Raw genomic sequence first — 16905 nt, 5'->3', positions numbered from 1 at the left:
GATGGCAGCGGGCAATGCCTGTCTGCGGCCTGAGGGCAGAATTGTACTGGGGAAAATCGTGATCCGGACAGAGGCGCTACGCCTTCCTGCGGATCGGATAAAAGGGTTGTTCGGGTCGTAATGTCGCAAAACAAAACCTTCCAGTCGGTCTTCGGTGCTCTCGCTGCCGTAACCTTCGCTTTCTCGGCCGCTCCGGCTCTTGCCAACAGCGCCGCTGCCGCCGATATCGCCGCTCCGCTCCGCGCCGCGGAAGCCGCCAAGACCGGCGCTTCGGACAACGGCGACGAGGAATTTCACCAGCTTTTCGCCAGCTGGCAGGCTCTCGATACCGGTTCGTCGACCGCAGCGCCCGTGCGCCGCTCCGGCCCGGTTTCCATCCCCTCGCTGATCCCGGTCACCAGCAGCCGCTCGATGAGCAGCGGTTTTGGCCTGCGCGTCCATCCGGTTCTCGGCGGTCTGCGCGCCCACAAGGGCATCGATCTTCCCGCGCCCACTGGCACACCGATCCATGCTACCGCCGATGGCGTCGTCGGCCGCGCCGACTGGTTCAGCGGTTACGGCCTCTATGTTCAGCTCGAACATGGCGGCAACATGGAAACGCGCTATGGCCACATGTCGCGCATTGCCGTTGCCGAAGGCCAGATCGTCCACAAGGGCGACGTGATCGGCTATGTCGGTTCGACCGGCCGTTCCACCGGCCCGCACCTGCACTATGAAGTTCGGGTTGCCGGCGAAGCCGTGAACCCGCTGCCTTACATGCAGACGCCCGCGAGCGGCCTGCTTGTCACCAACGACCCGGCCGAAGGACGCGGCGGACCCGAATAACAAGCCGTCCCGGTTTTAAAGAAGCATCTTGGAGAGGGTGCGGAAAAAGGCGGCGGTGACGTCGCCTTTTTCTTTGGCGTTCGTATCGTCCTTGCCTTGAGCCTGTTCCTTCTGACAGCCCTCCGCCGGCGTTACACCCGAGGCCACCGGGATGTTCTTCCATAAATCGGAAGAATACATTCCTTTCCTGGCTGATTATCAAAGAGGTTTCCGGAGCGTACAACGACTCCCAACGCCGGCGACAGGGCCGGCGAACGGGGGTTCCCATGGCTTACGGCTTTCTCGACATCGCGATCACGCCCAGTGTGCGCGCGGCGCAGCGCGCCATGGGCAGCGCCGACATGTGGACCGATATCCGCACGGATCGCAGTTTCGATCGCTTCACCGAAGCGGAAGCCGCCTTCATCGCCGCGCGCGACAGCTTCTACATGGCCAGCACCTCGGAAACCGGCTGGCCCTATGTTCAGCACCGGGGCGGAGCACCCGGCTTCCTGCGGATGATCGACGATCGCACGCTTGCCTTCGCGGACTATCGCGGCAACCGACAGTACATCAGCCTGGGCAATCTGTCGGCCGATGACCGGGTTGCCCTGATCCTCATGGACTATCCCCGTCGGCGGCGCATGAAAATCTATGCCCACGCAGAGGTGGTGGCGCTCGACGCCGATCCGGAACTGACAGCCAAAGTGATCGAACCGCGCGACAAGGCGAAGCCGGAACGGATTTTCGTTCTGCGGCTGCGCGCCTTCGACTGGAACTGCCCGCAGCATATCACGCCACGCTACACCGACCACGAAGTGGCACTGGCCATCCAGCCGCTGCGCGATCAGCTTGCCACGCTCGAAGCGGAAAACGCGGCGCTCCGCGCCCGCATTGCCACCCAGGAAGGACACCACGATGACTGAACACCGCCCTCCGCTGCCCCCGTTCTCCGAAGAGACCGCCATCACCAAGGTACGGCTCGCGGAGGACGCCTGGAACAGCCGCGATCCCGCACGGGTGGCGCTGGCCTATACGCCGGACAGTCTCTGGCGCAACCGCGACACCTTCCTGCAAGGGCGCCCGGCCATTGTGGCGTTCCTGACCGCCAAGTGGCAGCGCGAGCAGGATTATCGGCTTATCAAGGAACTATGGGCCTTTCGGGAAAACCGGATCGCCGTGCGCTTCGCTTACGAATGGCGCGACCAGGCGGGGCAATGGTTCCGGTCCTACGGAAACGAGAACTGGGAGTTCGACGAACATGGGCTGATGCGGCGGCGCATCGCCAGCATCAACGACACGCCGATTGCCGAAGCCGACAGGCGCTTCCACTGGCCGCAAGGACGGCGGCCCGACGATTATGAGAACCTTTCCGCGTTCGGATTCTGATCGTCAGCCATTGCGCAATTTAATCGATCGCTTAAAGTGCTTCGCAAAGGAGTCCCCGAAGACTCCGCGCGAAGAAGGATGCCGATACGATGCAATACCATCCGACGTTCCATGCCCGGACCAATCCCGATCGACCGGCGGTTATCATGGGCGGGAGCGGACGGACCATCACCTATCGCGAGCTGGACGAAGCCAGCAACCGGGCGGCGCAACTGTTCCGCTCGCGCGGGCTGAAGATCGGCGATACGATCGCGATCTGCCTGGAGAACCATCCCGATTTCTTCTCCGTCGCCTGGGGCGCCCAGCGGGCCGGACTGGTCTATGTCGCGGTCTCCAGCCGCCTCACCGCGCCGGAAATCGCCTATATTGCCAAGGACAGCGGGGCGAAGCTGCTGATCGGTTCGGACTATCTCGCCCCCGTTCTCGATGAAGTCGCCGCGCTTGATCCGGGCCTGCCCCAATTGCGGTTCGGCGGAGAAGGCGATCTCAGCGCCGAAGCGGCGTTCGCGGCCATGCCCGCCACGCCCATCGCCGACGAGCGCGCGGGCTGTGACATGCTCTATTCCTCCGGCACCACGGGCAAGCCCAAAGGCGTGCGCGTGCCGCTGCCGGAAGACCCGGCAATCGGCGCGCCGAATTCGCTGCTGGCGCTCGCCTCGCAGGCGTTCGGCATCGGGCCGGACGCCGTCTATCTCTCCCCTGCCCCGCTCTATCATGCCGCGCCGTTGCGCTGGTCGATGACGGTGCATCGCCTTGGCGGCACCGTCGTCGTCATGGAGAAATTCGATCCGGAAAAGGCGCTGGAGCTGATCCAGACGCTCAAGGTCACCGACAGCCAGTGGGTGCCGACCCATTTCGTCCGGATGCTCAAGCTGCCGGAAGACGTCCGCGCCCGTTACGATGTGTCCTCGCTCAAGAACGCGATCCACGCCGCCGCGCCCTGCCCCGTGCCGGTGAAGAAGGCGATGATCGAATGGTGGGGGCCGGTGCTGCGCGAATACTACGCCGGCACCGAAGGCAACGGCTTCACGTTCATTTCCAGCGAGGAATGGTTGCAACGGCCGGGCTCGGTCGGACGCGCGCTGCTGGGCACGATCCGCGTCTGCGACGAGAACGGCGACGAGGTGCCGCGCGGCACCGAAGGACAGGTTTTCTTCGAAGGCGGCAGCGTGTTCAGCTATCACAACGATCCTGACAAGACGCGCGACGCCACCAACAAGCATGGCTGGACGAGCCTGGGCGACGTGGGCATCCAGGACGAGGAAGGCTATCTGTTCCTCACCGACCGCAAGAGCTTCATGATCATTTCGGGCGGCGTGAACATCTATCCGCAGGAGATCGAGAACCTGCTGGTGCATCACCCCAAGGTTGCCGACGCCGCCGTGATCGGCGCGCCCGATCCCGACATGGGCGAACGCGTGATCGCCGTGGTCCAGCCCGCGAACATGGCCGATGCGGGGCCGGAGCTGGCCGCCGAGCTGACCGAATGGCTCGCCCCGCAGCTTTCGCGGGTGAAGATGCCCCGCACGATCGATTTCCGCGAGGAACTTCCGCGCGAGCCCACGGGCAAGCTGTTCAAGCGGCTGCTGCGCGACGAATACCGCGCCACCGCCGAAGCCGCGAAATCGCCCGCCGCCTGAACACCTGCGCCTGATCGCCCGCAGACGGATACAAAGCAAGGAACCCGCCCTATGGCTTCCACCACCACGCCCGTAGCCCCCGCCGACTATGCGCGCGCCGTGATCGATCCGCACGCCTATGCCGCGTGGGACCCGCTGCTCGACCGGTTCGACTGGCTGCGCGCGAACATGCCGGTGGCGCGCATCGAGGCGCCGGACGATTCGCACGATCCGTTCTGGCTGCTCACCCGCTTCGACGACGCGATGAAGGTCAGCAAGGCCAACACGACCTTCCTCAACCACCCGCGCGCCAGCGTGTTCGGGCTGAAGTCCAGCGAAGCCCTGATCAAGGAGATCACCGGCGGCAGCCCGCATCTGGTCGAATCGCTGGTGCAGATCGACGCGCCCAAGCACCCCAAGCTGCGCCGGCTGACGCAGGACTGGTTCATGCCCAAGAACCTGGTCAAGCTGGAGGGCGAGATCCGCAAGATCGCCAACGCCACGGTCGATCGCCTGCTCGCGCATGGCAGCGAGGGGGATTTCACCAAGCTGGTGTCCTCGCCCTATCCGCTGCACGTCGTCATGCAGATCCTTGGCGTGCCCGAGGAGGACGAGGGGCGGATGCTGGTGCTGACCCAGCAGATGTTCGGCGGACAGGACGAGGACCTCAGCCAGTCGGGCCTCAAGAACCTGACGCCCGAACAGATCGCGCAGATCGTGGCCGGCGCGGTGAAGGATTTCGAAGGCTATTTCGCCGGACTCGCCCGCCATCGCCGCGCCAACCCGACCGACGACCTCGCCACCGTGATCGCCAACGCGGTGATCGATGGCGAGCCGATGAGCGACCGGGACACCGCCGGCTATTACATCATCACCGCCAGCGCGGGGCACGATACGACATCGGCCTCCACCGCGGGGGCAATGCTGGCGCTGGCGCGCGATCCGGAACAGTTCGCGCGGGTGAAGGCCGATCGCGGCCTGCTGGCGGGCATCGTCGAGGAAGCGATCCGCTGGACCTCGCCCGTCCAGCACTTCATGCGCACGGCGGCGGAAGATACCGAAGTGGGCGGGCAGGCCATCGCCAAGGGCGACTGGCTGATGGTCAACTACGTCGCGGCGAACCACGATCCCGAACGGTTCGAGGACCCGCGCCGGTTCGATGCCTCGCGCCAGGCCAATCGCCATATCGCCTTCGGCGCGGGCGCGCACCAGTGCCTGGGCCTGCATCTTGCCCGGCTGGAAATGCGCATCCTGTTCGAAACCCTGCTGGACCGACTCGACAGCATCGAACTGGCTGGCGAACCGCGCCGGGCAAGTTCCACCTTCGTGGGCGGACTGAAGGCGCTGCCGCTGCGCTGGAAGGCGTCCTGAACCGGCCGAAACCGCCACAACGGCAACGGTTCGCAAGCGGACGCCCGGCCTCGCGCCGGCGTCCTCTTGCGCGCCATGGCAAACCGGCTAAACGACCGCGATGGACAAGATCATCATTCGCGGCGGCAAGCGCCTTTCGGGTACGGTTCCGGTCTCCGGCGCGAAGAACGCGGCGCTGACCCTGCTGCCTTGCGCGCTGCTGACGGATGAGCCGGTCACCCTGCGCAACCTGCCGCGCCTGGCCGATATCGACGGCTTTCAGCACCTGATGAACCAGTTCGGGACGTCGACGTCGATCGCCGGTGCGCGGCCCGAAGACTTCGGTCGGGTGATGACGCTGCAGGCCACGCGGCTGACGTCCACGGTCGCCCCCTATGACCTCGTGCGCAAGATGCGCGCCTCGATCCTCGTGCTCGGCCCGCTGCTGGCCCGCGCCGGCGAGGCGACCGTTTCGCTGCCCGGCGGCTGCGCCATCGGCAACCGCCCGATCGACCTGCACCTGAAGGCGCTCGAAGCCTTCGGTGCGCAGATCGAACTCGCCGCCGGCTACGTCCGTGCCATCGCCCCCGATGGCGGCCTGCCCGGCGGGCGTTACAGCTTCCCCGTGGTCTCGGTCGGCGCGACCGAGAACGCGGTCATGGCGGCCGTGCTCGCCAAGGGCAAAAGCACGCTGCACAACGCCGCGCGCGAACCGGAAATCGTGGACCTGTGCAACCTGCTCGTCGCCATGGGCGCGCAGATCGAGGGCATCGGCACGTCCGACCTCACCATCCACGGCGTCGATCGCCTGCACGGCGCGACCTATATGGTCATGCCGGACCGGATCGAAGCGGGCAGCTATGCCTGCGCCGCTGCGATCACCGGCGGCGAAGTGACGCTGGCCGGCGCCCGGATCGAGGACATGGAAGCGACCGTGCAGGCGCTGCGCGACGCGGGCGTGCGGGTGGAGCCGGTCAAGGGCGGCATCCACGTGGCCGCCGACGGCCCGCTGCGCCCCGTGACCATCTCCACCGCCCCCTACCCCGGCTTCGCCACCGACATGCAGGCGCAGCTGATGGCCATGCTGTGCCTGGCCGAAGGCTCCAGCGTGCTGACGGAAACGATCTTCGAAAACCGCTACATGCACGTTCCCGAACTGAACCGCATGGGCGCGCGCATCGAGACCAAGGGCCGCACCGCGATCGTCCACGGCGTCGACAAGCTGACCGGCGCCGAAGTGATGGCGACCGACCTGCGTGCCTCTATGAGCCTCGTGATCGCGGGCCTCGCCGCCGAAGGCGAAACGCAGGTACACCGGCTGTACCACCTCGATCGCGGCTACGAGCGGCTGGAAGAGAAGTTCGCGCTGCTCGGCGCCGATGTGGAACGCGTCGGCGGGGACTGAGCGCGGCGCCTCAGCCGATCTCGATCCGCGCGGAAACGCGCGCGCCCGGGCCAATGCGTTCCGCGCGCTGCACCGCCACTTTCACCGGCAGCAGATAACCGCCGTCGCGCGGAAAGAGCGATGTGGTGAAGCGCGTGGTCCCGATCACGGCCGCCACCGGCACTACGCCCCAGCCGTAGCTCGCCTGACGCGCCGCGTGGGCGATCTCGCCATAATGATGATCGGCAATCGGTGCGAAAACGAAAGGCGCCGGGCCGCGCCATTCGATCAGGGTCGCTTCGAAATCGACGCGCACCAGCGGACCGCGCCTATCCGTCATGCGCAAGGCCAATCCCCACGCGCGCCACCAGCCACAGCCGGATGGCGCTGGCAAGGCCGGGCGGCGTGGGGCTGGCGATGCGTTCGGCATCGATGCGCGCCACCAGCGCGTTGATCGGCAGCGCTTCCGCCTCCGCTGTGGCGCGAAGCATCTCCCAGAACAGCGGTTCCAGGCTGATCGAGGTCTTGTGCCCGGCGATTTCCACCGAGCGCTTGACGGGAGGATGGTAGAGCGAAGCCACGCCCTGTTTTACCAGCGCCACGGGCGGCCGCAAAGCCGCCCGTGCAGCGATCAGTACATATGCTGGCCGCCGTTGATCGACAGCGTCGATCCGGTGACGAAGCCTGCCTCTTCCGAACAGAGGAACGCCACGCCGCGCGCGATTTCGGAGGCATGGCCCAGCCGGCCGACCGGAATCTTGGCTACGATCTTTTCCAGCACCGCCGGCGGCACGGCCGCGACCATGTCGGTATCGATGTAGCCCGGCGCGATCGCGTTCACGGTCACGCCGTATTTCGCGCCTTCCTGCGCCAGCGCCTTGGTAAAGCCGTGGATGCCGGACTTGGCCGCGGCATAGTTGACCTGGCCATACTGCCCGGCCTGCCCGTTGATCGAACCGATGTTGACGATGCGCCCCCATCCCCGGTCGCGCATGCCCGGAAATGTCGCCTTGGCCATGTTGAAACACCCGCCCAGGTTGATGCGCATGACCTCGTTCCAGTCGTCGAACGTCATCTTGTGCAGCACGCCGTCGCGCGTCACGCCCGCGTTGTTCACCACGACATCGACAGAGCCGAAATCCGCGGCCACTTGCGCGCACCCGTCAAGGCAGGCCTGATGATCACCGACATCCCAGCGATAGGCCTTGATGCCCGTGGCGTCGGTGAAGGCCTTGGCCTTCTCGGCATTGCCGGCATAGTTGGCGGCGACCGTAAAACCGAGATCCCGGAGTGCAAGACTGATCGCCTCGCCAATACCCCGAGTACCGCCGGTAACAATTGCAACACGCGCCATGTCAAAACTCCAGTAATCGCCCCTCTCGCCATCAAGCGTAAGGATATGGGCGCGGAGCTACAAGCGCTTTACGGATCAAAATCCAATTATTGCAGCGCGATATATTGCTGCATCGCGGCATAATGCTGCCAGCAATACTGCACGCGCGAAGAAACGTGCAAATAACGCGGCACCATCGGAAAGCCTCCGATGCGCAGAAACCGGCGATGTCGGGAAATCAGAAGTGGAACTGCGTTCCGACGTAGACAGCCTGGCTATCCTGCTTGCCATCCGTGAGGGGACGCAGGCGATCGCGCTCCGACGAATAGCGGATGCCTGCCATGACGTTGAGATTGCCGGTCAGGCGATAGCTGCCGCCCAGATCGACCTGGTAATCACCCTGGTTCTCAAGCGTGCGTGGCGCGCGCCCGGCACGTTCCTTCTGGTCCAGTTCCAGGCGCGGCGAAAGGCGGCCCGGTGCCGTCGGTGCAGGACCGGACAGCTTGAAAGCCTGGAAATCGGGCATTTCCAGACGCGCGGCTTCGCGCGGTTGCGATCCATCGATCGCAAAGCTCTGATAGCCGCGCGCGAGGCCCAAGTTATAGGCCGTTGGCGCAATCCGCACGGTGGCCGCGCCTAGCGTGGTCGCGGCGGCGGCAAACGCCTGACGAACGGATACGACGCGCGAAGTATCGTCGTTCACGCGAACCGCCACGGTCACCGCGCGGTCCGGCCGCGTTTCGGTGCCAGCGGGCGTGAACCGGAACAGCTTGCCATTCGACAACGCGCGCACGGTGATCTGCGCGGCAAGGCGCGGATCAATCGAGGCCGGCGTGAAAGAGCCGATCCCGCCACGCGCGGCAAGGCTGACGGGCGAAGCATCGAAATGGCTCGCGAAAGCGCTGCTGACAGTGGGAGCGATCAGAAGACCGGCGGACGCCGCCGCGCCGATCAGCAGGGGCGCACGCAAAATACGGCGCAAGCCGCGCTTTTTGCCTTTGCCGTCAACCCTGCCAGTCATCTCGAAACAGTCCCTCAGCCCTGTTGTAGAGCCTCCCTTGACGCGGAATATGTGATTCTCGTGACAAAGGCGATCTCTTTGTTTGTCCTTATAACCATTACGGCCCGAAGGCGAGTCTCCATGTGGGTCCGGCACCGCTTGTTGGCAAGCTGTTGCACGATGTCCACAACCCCCGCGACATTCAGGACCGGTTCACGCCGCGCGCCTGCTATGTGGACTCTTGTTTCATCGCGCTTGCGGCCCGCGGCGCCGGGGTGATAGAGGCCCCGGACCGGCGTGCCGCAAGCGCGCTTCATATCAGGACCGGAAGGATGCGCCAGCCGCTTCCCTCCCGCCAGCAAGGACGAAGTGTAGTGACCGTCAGCGCCTCTGGATTCCGCCGTGCCAAACGCCTCGCGTCCGGTCGCGTCCTTGTCACATGCGCCGTGCTCGGCACGCTGGCGCTCGGGCTGTCCGCCTGCGGTCACAAGAAGCAGCGCCCCCAGCTGGACCTTGCCGCCAGCAAGGTTACGACGATCGGCGTCAACGCCTATCTCTGGCGCGCCAGCCTGGAAACGCTGTCGTTCATGCCGATGCTGCAGACCGACAGCAACGGCGGCGTGATCGTGACCGACTGGTACGCCAACCCGAAGAACCCCGGCGAACGCGTCAAGGTTACCGTGTCGATTCTCGACCAGGACCTGCGCGCCGATGCCCTGCGCGTTGCCGCCAGCCGACAGGTTTCGCAAAACGGCCAATGGGTCGATGCGCCGGTGCAAGCCGCCACCGTGCAGAAGCTGGAAGACGTGATCCTGACCAAGGCGCGCGACCTGCGCCGCCAGACGATCAAGGGCTGAAGCGGCAAAATTAGAACACCGGCGGGGCTCTCCCGCCGGCAGAGAGCGCCTTGCACGTGCGCCCCGCGCTCCCTAGAGGAGCGGGCATGACTGCAGACCGTTTCGATCCTTCTTCCGCCGATATCCGCTGGCAGCGCGTCTGGGACGAGCGCGAAAGCTTCCGCGCCGACGACGCGAGCAACAAGCCGCGCAGCTACGTGCTGGAAATGTTCCCCTATCCTTCGGGGCGCATCCACATCGGCCACGTCCGCAACTACACGATGGGCGACGTGCTGGCCCGCTACAAGCGGATGAAGGGCTTCGAGGTGCTGCACCCGATGGGCTGGGACGCCTTCGGGATGCCGGCCGAAAATGCCGCCATGGAAAAGGGCGTCCACCCCGGCGGCTGGACGCGCGACAACATCGCCAACATGAAGGCGCAGTTGAAGCGCCTGGGCTTCGCGCTCGACTGGAGCCGCGAGATCGCGACCTGCGAGCCGGAATACTACGGCCACGAACAGGCCCTGTTCCTCGATCTCTACGAAGGCGGCTTGGTCTATCGCAAGGAATCGGCGGTCAACTGGGACCCGGTCGACCAGACCGTGCTGGCCAACGAACAGGTAATCGACGGGCGTGGCTGGCGTTCGGGCGCGCTGGTGGAAAAGCGCAAGCTCAACCAGTGGTTCCTCAAGATCACCGATTTCGCCGAGGAACTGCTGGAAGGCCTGGGCACGCTGGAAAACTGGCCGGAAAAGGTCCGGCTGATGCAGGAAAACTGGATCGGCAAGAGCCAGGGCCTGCAATTCGCCTTCACGCTTTCCAGCGGCGAGAAGCTGGACGTCTATACCACGCGCCCGGACACGATCTTCGGCGCGAGCTTCGTCGCGGTCGCCGCCGATCACCCGGTAGCACAGGCCGTGGCCGCCGGCAGCACCGCCGCGCAGGAGTTCATCGCGCTGTGCAAGCAGGGCGGCACCACCGCCGCCGAACTGGAAACGGCGGAAAAGCTGGGCTTCGATACCGGCATCACCGCGAAGCACCCGTTCACGGGCGCGGACCTGCCGGTCTATATCGCGAACTTCGTGCTGATGGATTACGGCGCCGGCGCGATCATGGCCGTGCCGGGGCATGACCAGCGCGACTTCGATTTCGCCACCAAGTATGGCCTGCCGATCCTGCGCGTGGTCGCGGCGGACGCGACCGATGCCGGCAAGCCCTTCGCGGGCGAGGCCGAAGCCGGCGATGGGCTGCTGGTGAACTCCGGCTTCCTCGATGGCATGGCCGTGGCCGACGCCAAGGCGGCCGTGATCGCCCGCGCCGAAAGCGAAGGCTGGGGGGAAGGCAAGACGGTGTGGCGCCTGCGCGACTGGGGCGTCAGCCGCCAGCGCTACTGGGGCACGCCGATCCCGTTCATCCATTGCGAAGTCTGCGGCGTGGTGCCGGTGCCCAAGAAGCACCTGCCGGTCACGCTGCCCGAGGATGTCGATTTCCAGACGCCGGGCAACCCGCTGGTCCGCCATCCCACCTGGAAGCATGTCGATTGCCCGCAATGCGGCAAGCCCGCCCGGCGCGAGACCGACACGCTCGATACCTTCGTCGATTCGTCATGGTACTTCCTGCGCTTCGCCAGCCAGCCGGCCGACCGTCCGTTCGATCCCGAACAGATCCGCCAGTGGATGCCGGTGGAGCAGTATATCGGCGGGATCGAGCACGCGATCCTGCACCTGCTCTATGCCCGCTTCTGGACGCGCGCGCTGTCCCGGATCGGCAAGCTGGACGTGAAGGAGCCTTTCGCCAGCCTGTTCACGCAGGGCATGGTGACGCACGAAGTATATTATCGCGCTAAGCACTCAGTTCAGAAGGATGAGAATGGGGTTATCAAGGGCGAGAGCGTCCTGGAATCCTACTATTCTCCATCTGAAATCGAGCGGACCGCAGATGGTGCTACACTGAAGACGGATGGCGCGCCGGTGGAGATCGGCCGCGTCATCAAGATGTCGAAGTCCAAGAAGAACGTCGTCGATCCCGATGAGATCGTCGGCCAGTACGGCGCCGACGCGATTCGCTGGTTCATGCTGTCCGACAGCCCGCCCGAGCGCGACCTGCCGTGGTCGGAAGCCGGCATCGAGGGCTGCGCGCGCTTCGTCCAGCGGCTGTGGCGCCTGTTCGCGCAATACGACGCTTCGGCCATCGGCGAGGACAAGGCCATCGACCGCAAGGCGCATCAGACCGTGCAGGCCGTGGCGCAGGACATCGAGGCGCTGGGCTTCAACAAGGCCGTGGCGCGCATCTACGAGCTGACCGGCGCGATCGAGAAGGCCGCGCCTTCGGCCAGCCGCTCCGCCGCGATCCGCGCGCTGCTGCTGCTGGTTTCGCCGATGATGCCGCACCTGGCCGAGGAAGCCTTCGCGCACTTCGGCGAAGGGCTGGTGGCCGACGCGGCCTGGCCCGCCGTCGATCCGGCGCTGCTGGTCGATGACGAGGTGACCGTGGCGGTGCAGGTCAAGGGCAAGCTGCGCGATACGCTGACCGTGCCCAAGGGCACCGCGCGCGAGGAGCTGGAACGCCTTGCCCTGGCCAGCGACAAGGTGCAGCGTGCGCTGGACGGGGCGGAAGTGAAGAAGGTGATCGTGGTGCCCGATCGGCTGGTGAACCTTGTCGCGTAACACGCCTCCCCTCCCCCGGCTGCTGGCCGGCGCGCTGCTGACGGCACTGCTTGCCGGGTGCGGCGGGCTCAGCCCGATGTACGCCGGAGGCGGCAGCGGCACCGTGGCGCGGGCGCTGAGCGGGGTGGAAGTGCCCTCGATCCAGGGCCAGTCCGGCTGGCTGGTGCGCAACGCGCTGGTCGACCGGCTGGGCGCGGGCGGCAAGGATGGCGCGCGCTACCGGCTAGACGTGCGGCTGGACGAGCGCCTGCAGGGCCTCGGCATCCTTTCCGACGATACCGTCACCCGCGAACGGCGCACGCTGCGCGCGCGTTTCCAGCTGGTCGATCTCGCCAGCGGCGATGTCGTGCTGGACGCGACCGCCGGCGCCGATGCCGGGCTGGACGTGGTCTCCAGCGAATACGCCGTGATCGCGGCGGAACAGACCGCGCTCGAAAACCTTTCGCGCGAAGTGGCCGACCAGATCGTCACCCGCGTCGCGGTCAAGCTGCGCAAGCCGCAATGATCCACGCCGCGCGGGCCGCCGGACCGGACCGCCGGCCGTGAAAGCCACGCAGAAGAACTTCGCCGGCACCGCCGCCCGCGCCGCGCGCGAATGCCGCGTGTTCTATTTCTGCGGCCCCGACGAAGCCGGCGCGGGCGATGCCGCGCAGAAGATCGCGGGATTGCTGGGCGAGGCGGAGCGGGTCGAAATTTCTGGATCGGAGCTGAAGCGCGATCCGGTGAAGCTGGCCGACGAGGCGCGTTCGGTCTCGCTGTTCGGCGACAAACGGCAGATTCACGTGCGGACCGCCGGAGACGAGGCCTACGACGCGGTGGAAACGCTGCTCGCCAGCCCGGTGGACGGCTGGCCGGTGCTGATCGTCGCCAGTTCCGCCACCGACAAGTCGCGCGTGGCCAAGCTGCTGGGCGACCGGCCCGATGCGCTGGTGGCGATGTTCCATCCGCCCGACGTCAAATCGGTGACCGAGGCCGTGCGTGTCATGGCCGATGCCGCCGGTGTGCGCCTGACCGGGGAACTGGCCGAACGCATCGCGCGCGGTACGGGGCTCGACACGCGCATGGCGCGCAGCGAGATCGAGAAGCTCGCACTCTACCTCGACGCCAGCCCCCAGGCCCCGCGCACCGCCGACGCCGCCGCGTTCGACGCGATCGGCGCGGTCAACGAGGACGATGGCTTCATGCCGCTGGTCAACGCCGTGCTGGGCGGCGATACCGCGCGCCTGCCCGGCGAACTGGCGCGGATGCGCGAAATGGCGCTCAATCCGGTCGGCCTGCTGCTCGCCTTCGAACGGCGCGCGGTGCAACTCGCCGACCTTGCCGGCCGGCTCGGCCACCGCAGCGACATGAGCGCCTTCATGGAAGACGAAGTGACCTCGCGCCGCGTGTTCTTCCGCGACCGCCAGGACCTCGCCAACCAGCTCCGCCGCTGGCGCGGCCGCAAGCTGGAACGCCTCCTCGCCCGCCTGCTCGCCCTGCACCGCACCCTGCTGGGCGACAGCCAGAACAGCGAACTGGCGCTGGCCCAGGGCCTGGCGGAGATTGCGCGGGTGGCGGGGCGGTGAATCGTAACCCCGATCATGGGGCGACATTTTGCTCCATTGGGTTCGGATGTCAGCGCCTTTTATACCGCGCGGTCGCGATACTCAGGCGAAAACTTGTTCCTCGTAACGCTCATCACAACTCCATCTCACAGATAGGAGACTCCGAAAAACCCGGGACGCTTCACTGACGCGAGGGCGCCGGACATGTCGGACTTGATTTCCGTTCGAGCGTGTGTGCCGCACGACGATCTCTCAAACGCTATGGACGTTATGTGTCGGCATCGCTAAAGCCGCATGCTAGTTAAGCTGCCAAACCAAAGGATCGTAACCTGCCCCGACCCTTTCCAAAGCGTTGGCTTCATGGATACGTTTAAAATCTTTGGAGCTGCACCATAACGAATCGCGGATTTAGGTGTGATGATTAGATCAGAGTTAAAGAAGGTCAAGTCTTTTGGGCTTCTTTTCTATTTCACGGTTCTTTTACCATTTATAGCAGCGGTGCTATACTTTGGTATTTTTGCGTCCGACGTTTACATATCGGAATCGCGTTTCGTGGTGCGGAGCCCGGACAAGCCTACGACCACCGGTTTGGGGATCTTGCTGAAATCCACCGGTTTCAACGGGGGTGGAGACGAGGTTTTCGTCGCGCAGGACTATGTGGTATCGCGGGACGCGTTGAAGGCACTCAACAGGGGCGATACTTTCCAAACGGCTTATACAAGAAGCCAAATATCGTTTTTCGATAAGTTTAACTCGCCGGTAACGGGGAGTTCTTTTGAAGATCTATATAAATACTACAAAAAGAAAGTCAGCGTAGAGCATGACACAACCTCTTCGATCACAACACTAACGGTTCGCGCGTTCACGCCGCAGGATGCACGCCGCTTCAATGAGCAGTTGCTGGAAATGGCCGAGGCGATGGTCAACCAGTTGAACATCCGCGGACGTCAGGACCTCATTCGCTTCGCACAGGCCGAGGTGGATGATGCAAAACAGAAGGCGCGCAATGCTGCGGCGGCCCTGTCGGCATATCGAAACCGCGAAGGCGTCATCGATCCAGAGCGCCAGGCGCAGGTTCAGCTGCAAATGATATCCAAGCTGCAGGATGCGCTGATCGAGACCAATAATCAACTGCTGCAGCTTCGTGCCTACACGCCGCAGAATCCCCAGATCGAGGTGCTTTCCACGCGGGCAAAGGGGTTGTCGCGCGAAATTGATCAGCAACTCGGCAAGGTTGCAGGCAACAGCAAGTCGCTTTCGTCGACGGCGGCGGAGTATCAGCGACTGGCGCTCGAGGCGCAGTTTTCCGACAAAAATCTCGCTAGCGCGATGGCATCGCTCGAAGAGGCCCGGAACGAAGCGCGGCGTAAGCAGGCCTATGTCGAAAGGATCGTCGAGCCCAATTTGCCTGACAAGGCGATCGAGCCGCGGCGCTTCCGCGGGATATTGGCGACGCTGGTCGTGGGCCTGATCATATGGGGCGTGGCCTCGATGCTGCTGGCGGGAATTCGGGAGCACCAGGACTGATGTCCGCTCCCTTTCCGCCCTCTCTGGCACGCTCTTTTCGTATCCAGCGCCGGGTCGTTCACGCATTGCTGATGCGGGAGATTCTGACGCGGTTCGGGCGGCACAATATTGGGTTTCTGTGGCTGTTCGTTGAACCTATGCTGTTCACCCTCGGGGTCACGGCATTGTGGACCGCGACCAAATCAGTGCACGGATCCAATCTCCCGATCGTCGCCTTTGCGATCACCGGCTATTCGAGCGTACTACTCTGGCGTAACATGCCGGGTCGCTGCATTTCGGCGATCGCCCCCAACATGGCGTTGATGTATCACCGCAATGTACGCGTCATCGACATCTTGCTGGCACGGCTCATCCTCGAGTTCGCCGGCGCGTCGATTTCATTTGTCATCCTGACCCTAGTATTTTCGTATCTCGACTGGATGAACCCGCCCGAGGACGTGCTTCAAGTGACCGGCGGCTGGTTCATGCTCGCTTGGTTCGGCATGTCGCTCGCGATGTTGCTCGGCGCACTCTCGGAGGAGTACGAACTGATCGAGAAGCTCTGGCATCCGTTTGCCTATTTGCTGTTTCCGCTGTCCGGAGCGGCGTTCTTGGTCGATATCCTCCCACCTAGCGTGCAGAATCTTGCCTTGTACCTGCCAATGGTGAACGGCGTCGAGTACCTGCGCGAAGGATTTTTCGGCTCCAAGATGGTCGCACATTATGACATGGCATACATGGCATTTTTTTGTGCGGGCCTAACCATCATGGCGTTCAGCCAAATTCGTAAAATCAGTGGACTGATCACCCCCGAATGATCTGGCTATCCAACATTCACAAAGAGTATGTGACCCGCAAAGGCCGCGTGCAGGTTTTGCGCGACGTATGCGCAACCATCGCCCCCGGGCAGAAACTAGGAATCCTGGGGCGAAACGGTGCCGGTAAATCGACGCTGATCCGTATTATCAGCGGCGCCGAGATGCCAACTTCTGGAAGCGTCACTCGCAGCATGAGCGTTTCCTGGCCGCTAGCGTTTGGCGGCGCCTTCCAGGGCTCGTTGACCGGGCTCGACAATATGCGCTTCATTTGCCGCATCTACGGTACCGACGCTACCGATAAGATTGAGTTCGTGGAGGAGTTTTCCGAACTAGGCTTGTATCTCAAGGAGCCCGTTCGGACGTACTCGTCCGGTATGCGCGCAAGGCTGGCTTTCGCGATTTCGATGATCGTTGAATTCGATTGTTTCCTGATCGACGAAGTCGTCGCCGTCGGCGACGCCAAATTCCACCAAAAATGTCACGTCGAGCTTTTCGAGAAGCGGGGTGATCGTGCCAAGATCTTCGTGTCGCACGATACGGGCTATGTCCGGGAGCATTGTGATTCCGCTTCGGTGCTGATCGACGGCAAACTGACGCATTTCGAAGATGTCGGGGAAGCCCTGGATTTCTATGCCCGTGGCCAAACTGCCTGAGCG

Annotated in this window: 18 protein-coding genes; 13 read left to right on the top strand and 5 right to left on the bottom strand. The window is 64.3% G+C overall.

The features are described from left to right. Positions 1-120: 120 nt before the first annotated feature. Positions 121-825, top strand: a complete 705-nt coding sequence (locus NMD1_RS10155; protein ID WP_125954654.1) for a M23 family metallopeptidase — start codon at positions 121-123, stop codon at positions 823-825. 15 nt (positions 826-840) lie between these two features. Here NMD1_RS10155 and NMD1_RS21235 read toward each other — a convergent pair whose 3' ends face one another. After that, positions 841-1005: a hypothetical protein gene (locus NMD1_RS21235; protein ID WP_158453937.1), complete on the bottom strand. Its 165-nt coding sequence runs from the start codon at positions 1003-1005 to the stop codon at positions 841-843. Positions 1006-1091: 86 nt separating this feature from the next. On the opposite strand from NMD1_RS21235, the gene NMD1_RS10150 reads away from it, so the two are divergent. From NMD1_RS10150 to murA, 5 genes are all read left to right on the top strand, one after another. After that, complete coding sequence (locus tag NMD1_RS10150; RefSeq protein WP_125954653.1) at positions 1092-1730, top strand: pyridoxamine 5'-phosphate oxidase family protein; 639 nt, start codon at positions 1092-1094, stop codon at positions 1728-1730. After that, the gene (locus NMD1_RS10145; RefSeq protein WP_124810657.1) at positions 1723-2193 is read left to right on the top strand and encodes a nuclear transport factor 2 family protein; all 471 of its coding nucleotides are present in this window, start codon (positions 1723-1725) and stop codon (positions 2191-2193) included. Before NMD1_RS10150 ends, NMD1_RS10145 begins: the two co-directional genes overlap by 8 nt. A gap of 89 nt (positions 2194-2282) precedes the next feature. Then, positions 2283-3833, top strand: coding sequence for an acyl-CoA synthetase (locus NMD1_RS10140; protein WP_125954652.1), 1551 nt, complete (start codon positions 2283-2285; stop codon positions 3831-3833). Positions 3834-3884: 51 nt separating this feature from the next. Then, positions 3885-5183: a cytochrome P450 gene (locus NMD1_RS10135; RefSeq protein WP_125954651.1), complete on the top strand. Its 1299-nt coding sequence runs from the start codon at positions 3885-3887 to the stop codon at positions 5181-5183. Between the two features lie 100 nt (positions 5184-5283). Then, positions 5284-6567, top strand: a complete 1284-nt coding sequence (murA, locus tag NMD1_RS10130; protein ID WP_124810660.1) for a UDP-N-acetylglucosamine 1-carboxyvinyltransferase — start codon at positions 5284-5286, stop codon at positions 6565-6567. 10 nt (positions 6568-6577) lie between these two features. Here murA and NMD1_RS10125 read toward each other — a convergent pair whose 3' ends face one another. From NMD1_RS10125 to NMD1_RS10110, 4 genes are all read right to left on the bottom strand, one after another. After that, positions 6578-6886, bottom strand: coding sequence for a DUF1905 domain-containing protein (locus NMD1_RS10125; protein ID WP_124810661.1), 309 nt, complete (start codon positions 6884-6886; stop codon positions 6578-6580). Further along, a complete protein-coding gene (locus NMD1_RS10120) occupies positions 6876-7127 on the bottom strand; it encodes a ribbon-helix-helix domain-containing protein (RefSeq protein WP_124810672.1) in 252 nt (83 codons plus the stop codon). The genes NMD1_RS10125 and NMD1_RS10120 overlap by 11 nt, the downstream gene beginning before the upstream one ends. A 50-nt stretch (positions 7128-7177) precedes the next feature. After that, a complete protein-coding gene (gene phbB, locus NMD1_RS10115; protein WP_124810662.1) occupies positions 7178-7900 on the bottom strand; it encodes an acetoacetyl-CoA reductase in 723 nt (240 codons plus the stop codon). 217 nt (positions 7901-8117) lie between these two features. Continuing rightward, positions 8118-8900, bottom strand: coding sequence for a hypothetical protein (locus tag NMD1_RS10110; protein WP_233497513.1), 783 nt, complete (start codon positions 8898-8900; stop codon positions 8118-8120). Positions 8901-9325: 425 nt separating this feature from the next. Between NMD1_RS10110 and NMD1_RS10105 the strand changes: the two genes are divergently transcribed. The 7 genes from NMD1_RS10105 (at position 9326) to NMD1_RS10075 (ending at position 16902) form a co-directional block, all read left to right on the top strand. Further along, positions 9326-9736 (top strand): DUF3576 domain-containing protein, encoded by a 411-nt coding sequence (locus tag NMD1_RS10105; protein ID WP_223806761.1) that lies wholly within the window; start codon positions 9326-9328, stop codon positions 9734-9736. A gap of 86 nt (positions 9737-9822) precedes the next feature. Then, positions 9823-12381: a leucine--tRNA ligase gene (leuS, locus tag NMD1_RS10100; RefSeq protein WP_125954650.1), complete on the top strand. Its 2559-nt coding sequence runs from the start codon at positions 9823-9825 to the stop codon at positions 12379-12381. After that, the gene (lptE, locus tag NMD1_RS10095; RefSeq protein ID WP_125954649.1) at positions 12371-12886 is read left to right on the top strand and encodes an LPS assembly lipoprotein LptE; all 516 of its coding nucleotides are present in this window, start codon (positions 12371-12373) and stop codon (positions 12884-12886) included. Before leuS ends, lptE begins: the two co-directional genes overlap by 11 nt. Positions 12887-12923: 37 nt before the next feature. Next, positions 12924-13946, top strand: a complete 1023-nt coding sequence (gene holA / locus NMD1_RS10090; RefSeq protein ID WP_125954648.1) for a DNA polymerase III subunit delta — start codon at positions 12924-12926, stop codon at positions 13944-13946. Between the two features lie 576 nt (positions 13947-14522). Then, positions 14523-15452 (top strand): hypothetical protein, encoded by a 930-nt coding sequence (locus NMD1_RS10085; protein WP_233497512.1) that lies wholly within the window; start codon positions 14523-14525, stop codon positions 15450-15452. Further along, positions 15452-16249, top strand: coding sequence for an ABC transporter permease (locus NMD1_RS10080; protein WP_125954647.1), 798 nt, complete (start codon positions 15452-15454; stop codon positions 16247-16249). Before NMD1_RS10085 ends, NMD1_RS10080 begins: the two co-directional genes overlap by 1 nt. Next, a complete protein-coding gene (locus tag NMD1_RS10075) occupies positions 16246-16902 on the top strand; it encodes an ABC transporter ATP-binding protein (RefSeq protein WP_125954646.1) in 657 nt (218 codons plus the stop codon). Before NMD1_RS10080 ends, NMD1_RS10075 begins: the two co-directional genes overlap by 4 nt. Positions 16903-16905: the final 3 nt, after the last annotated feature.

This window comes from Novosphingobium sp. MD-1 (assembly GCF_001014975.1).
Classification (GTDB): Bacteria; Pseudomonadota; Alphaproteobacteria; order Sphingomonadales; family Sphingomonadaceae; genus Novosphingobium.
The sequence above is the reverse complement of the archived record's forward strand: the minus strand, read 5'-3'. Positions and strand labels throughout refer to the sequence as shown.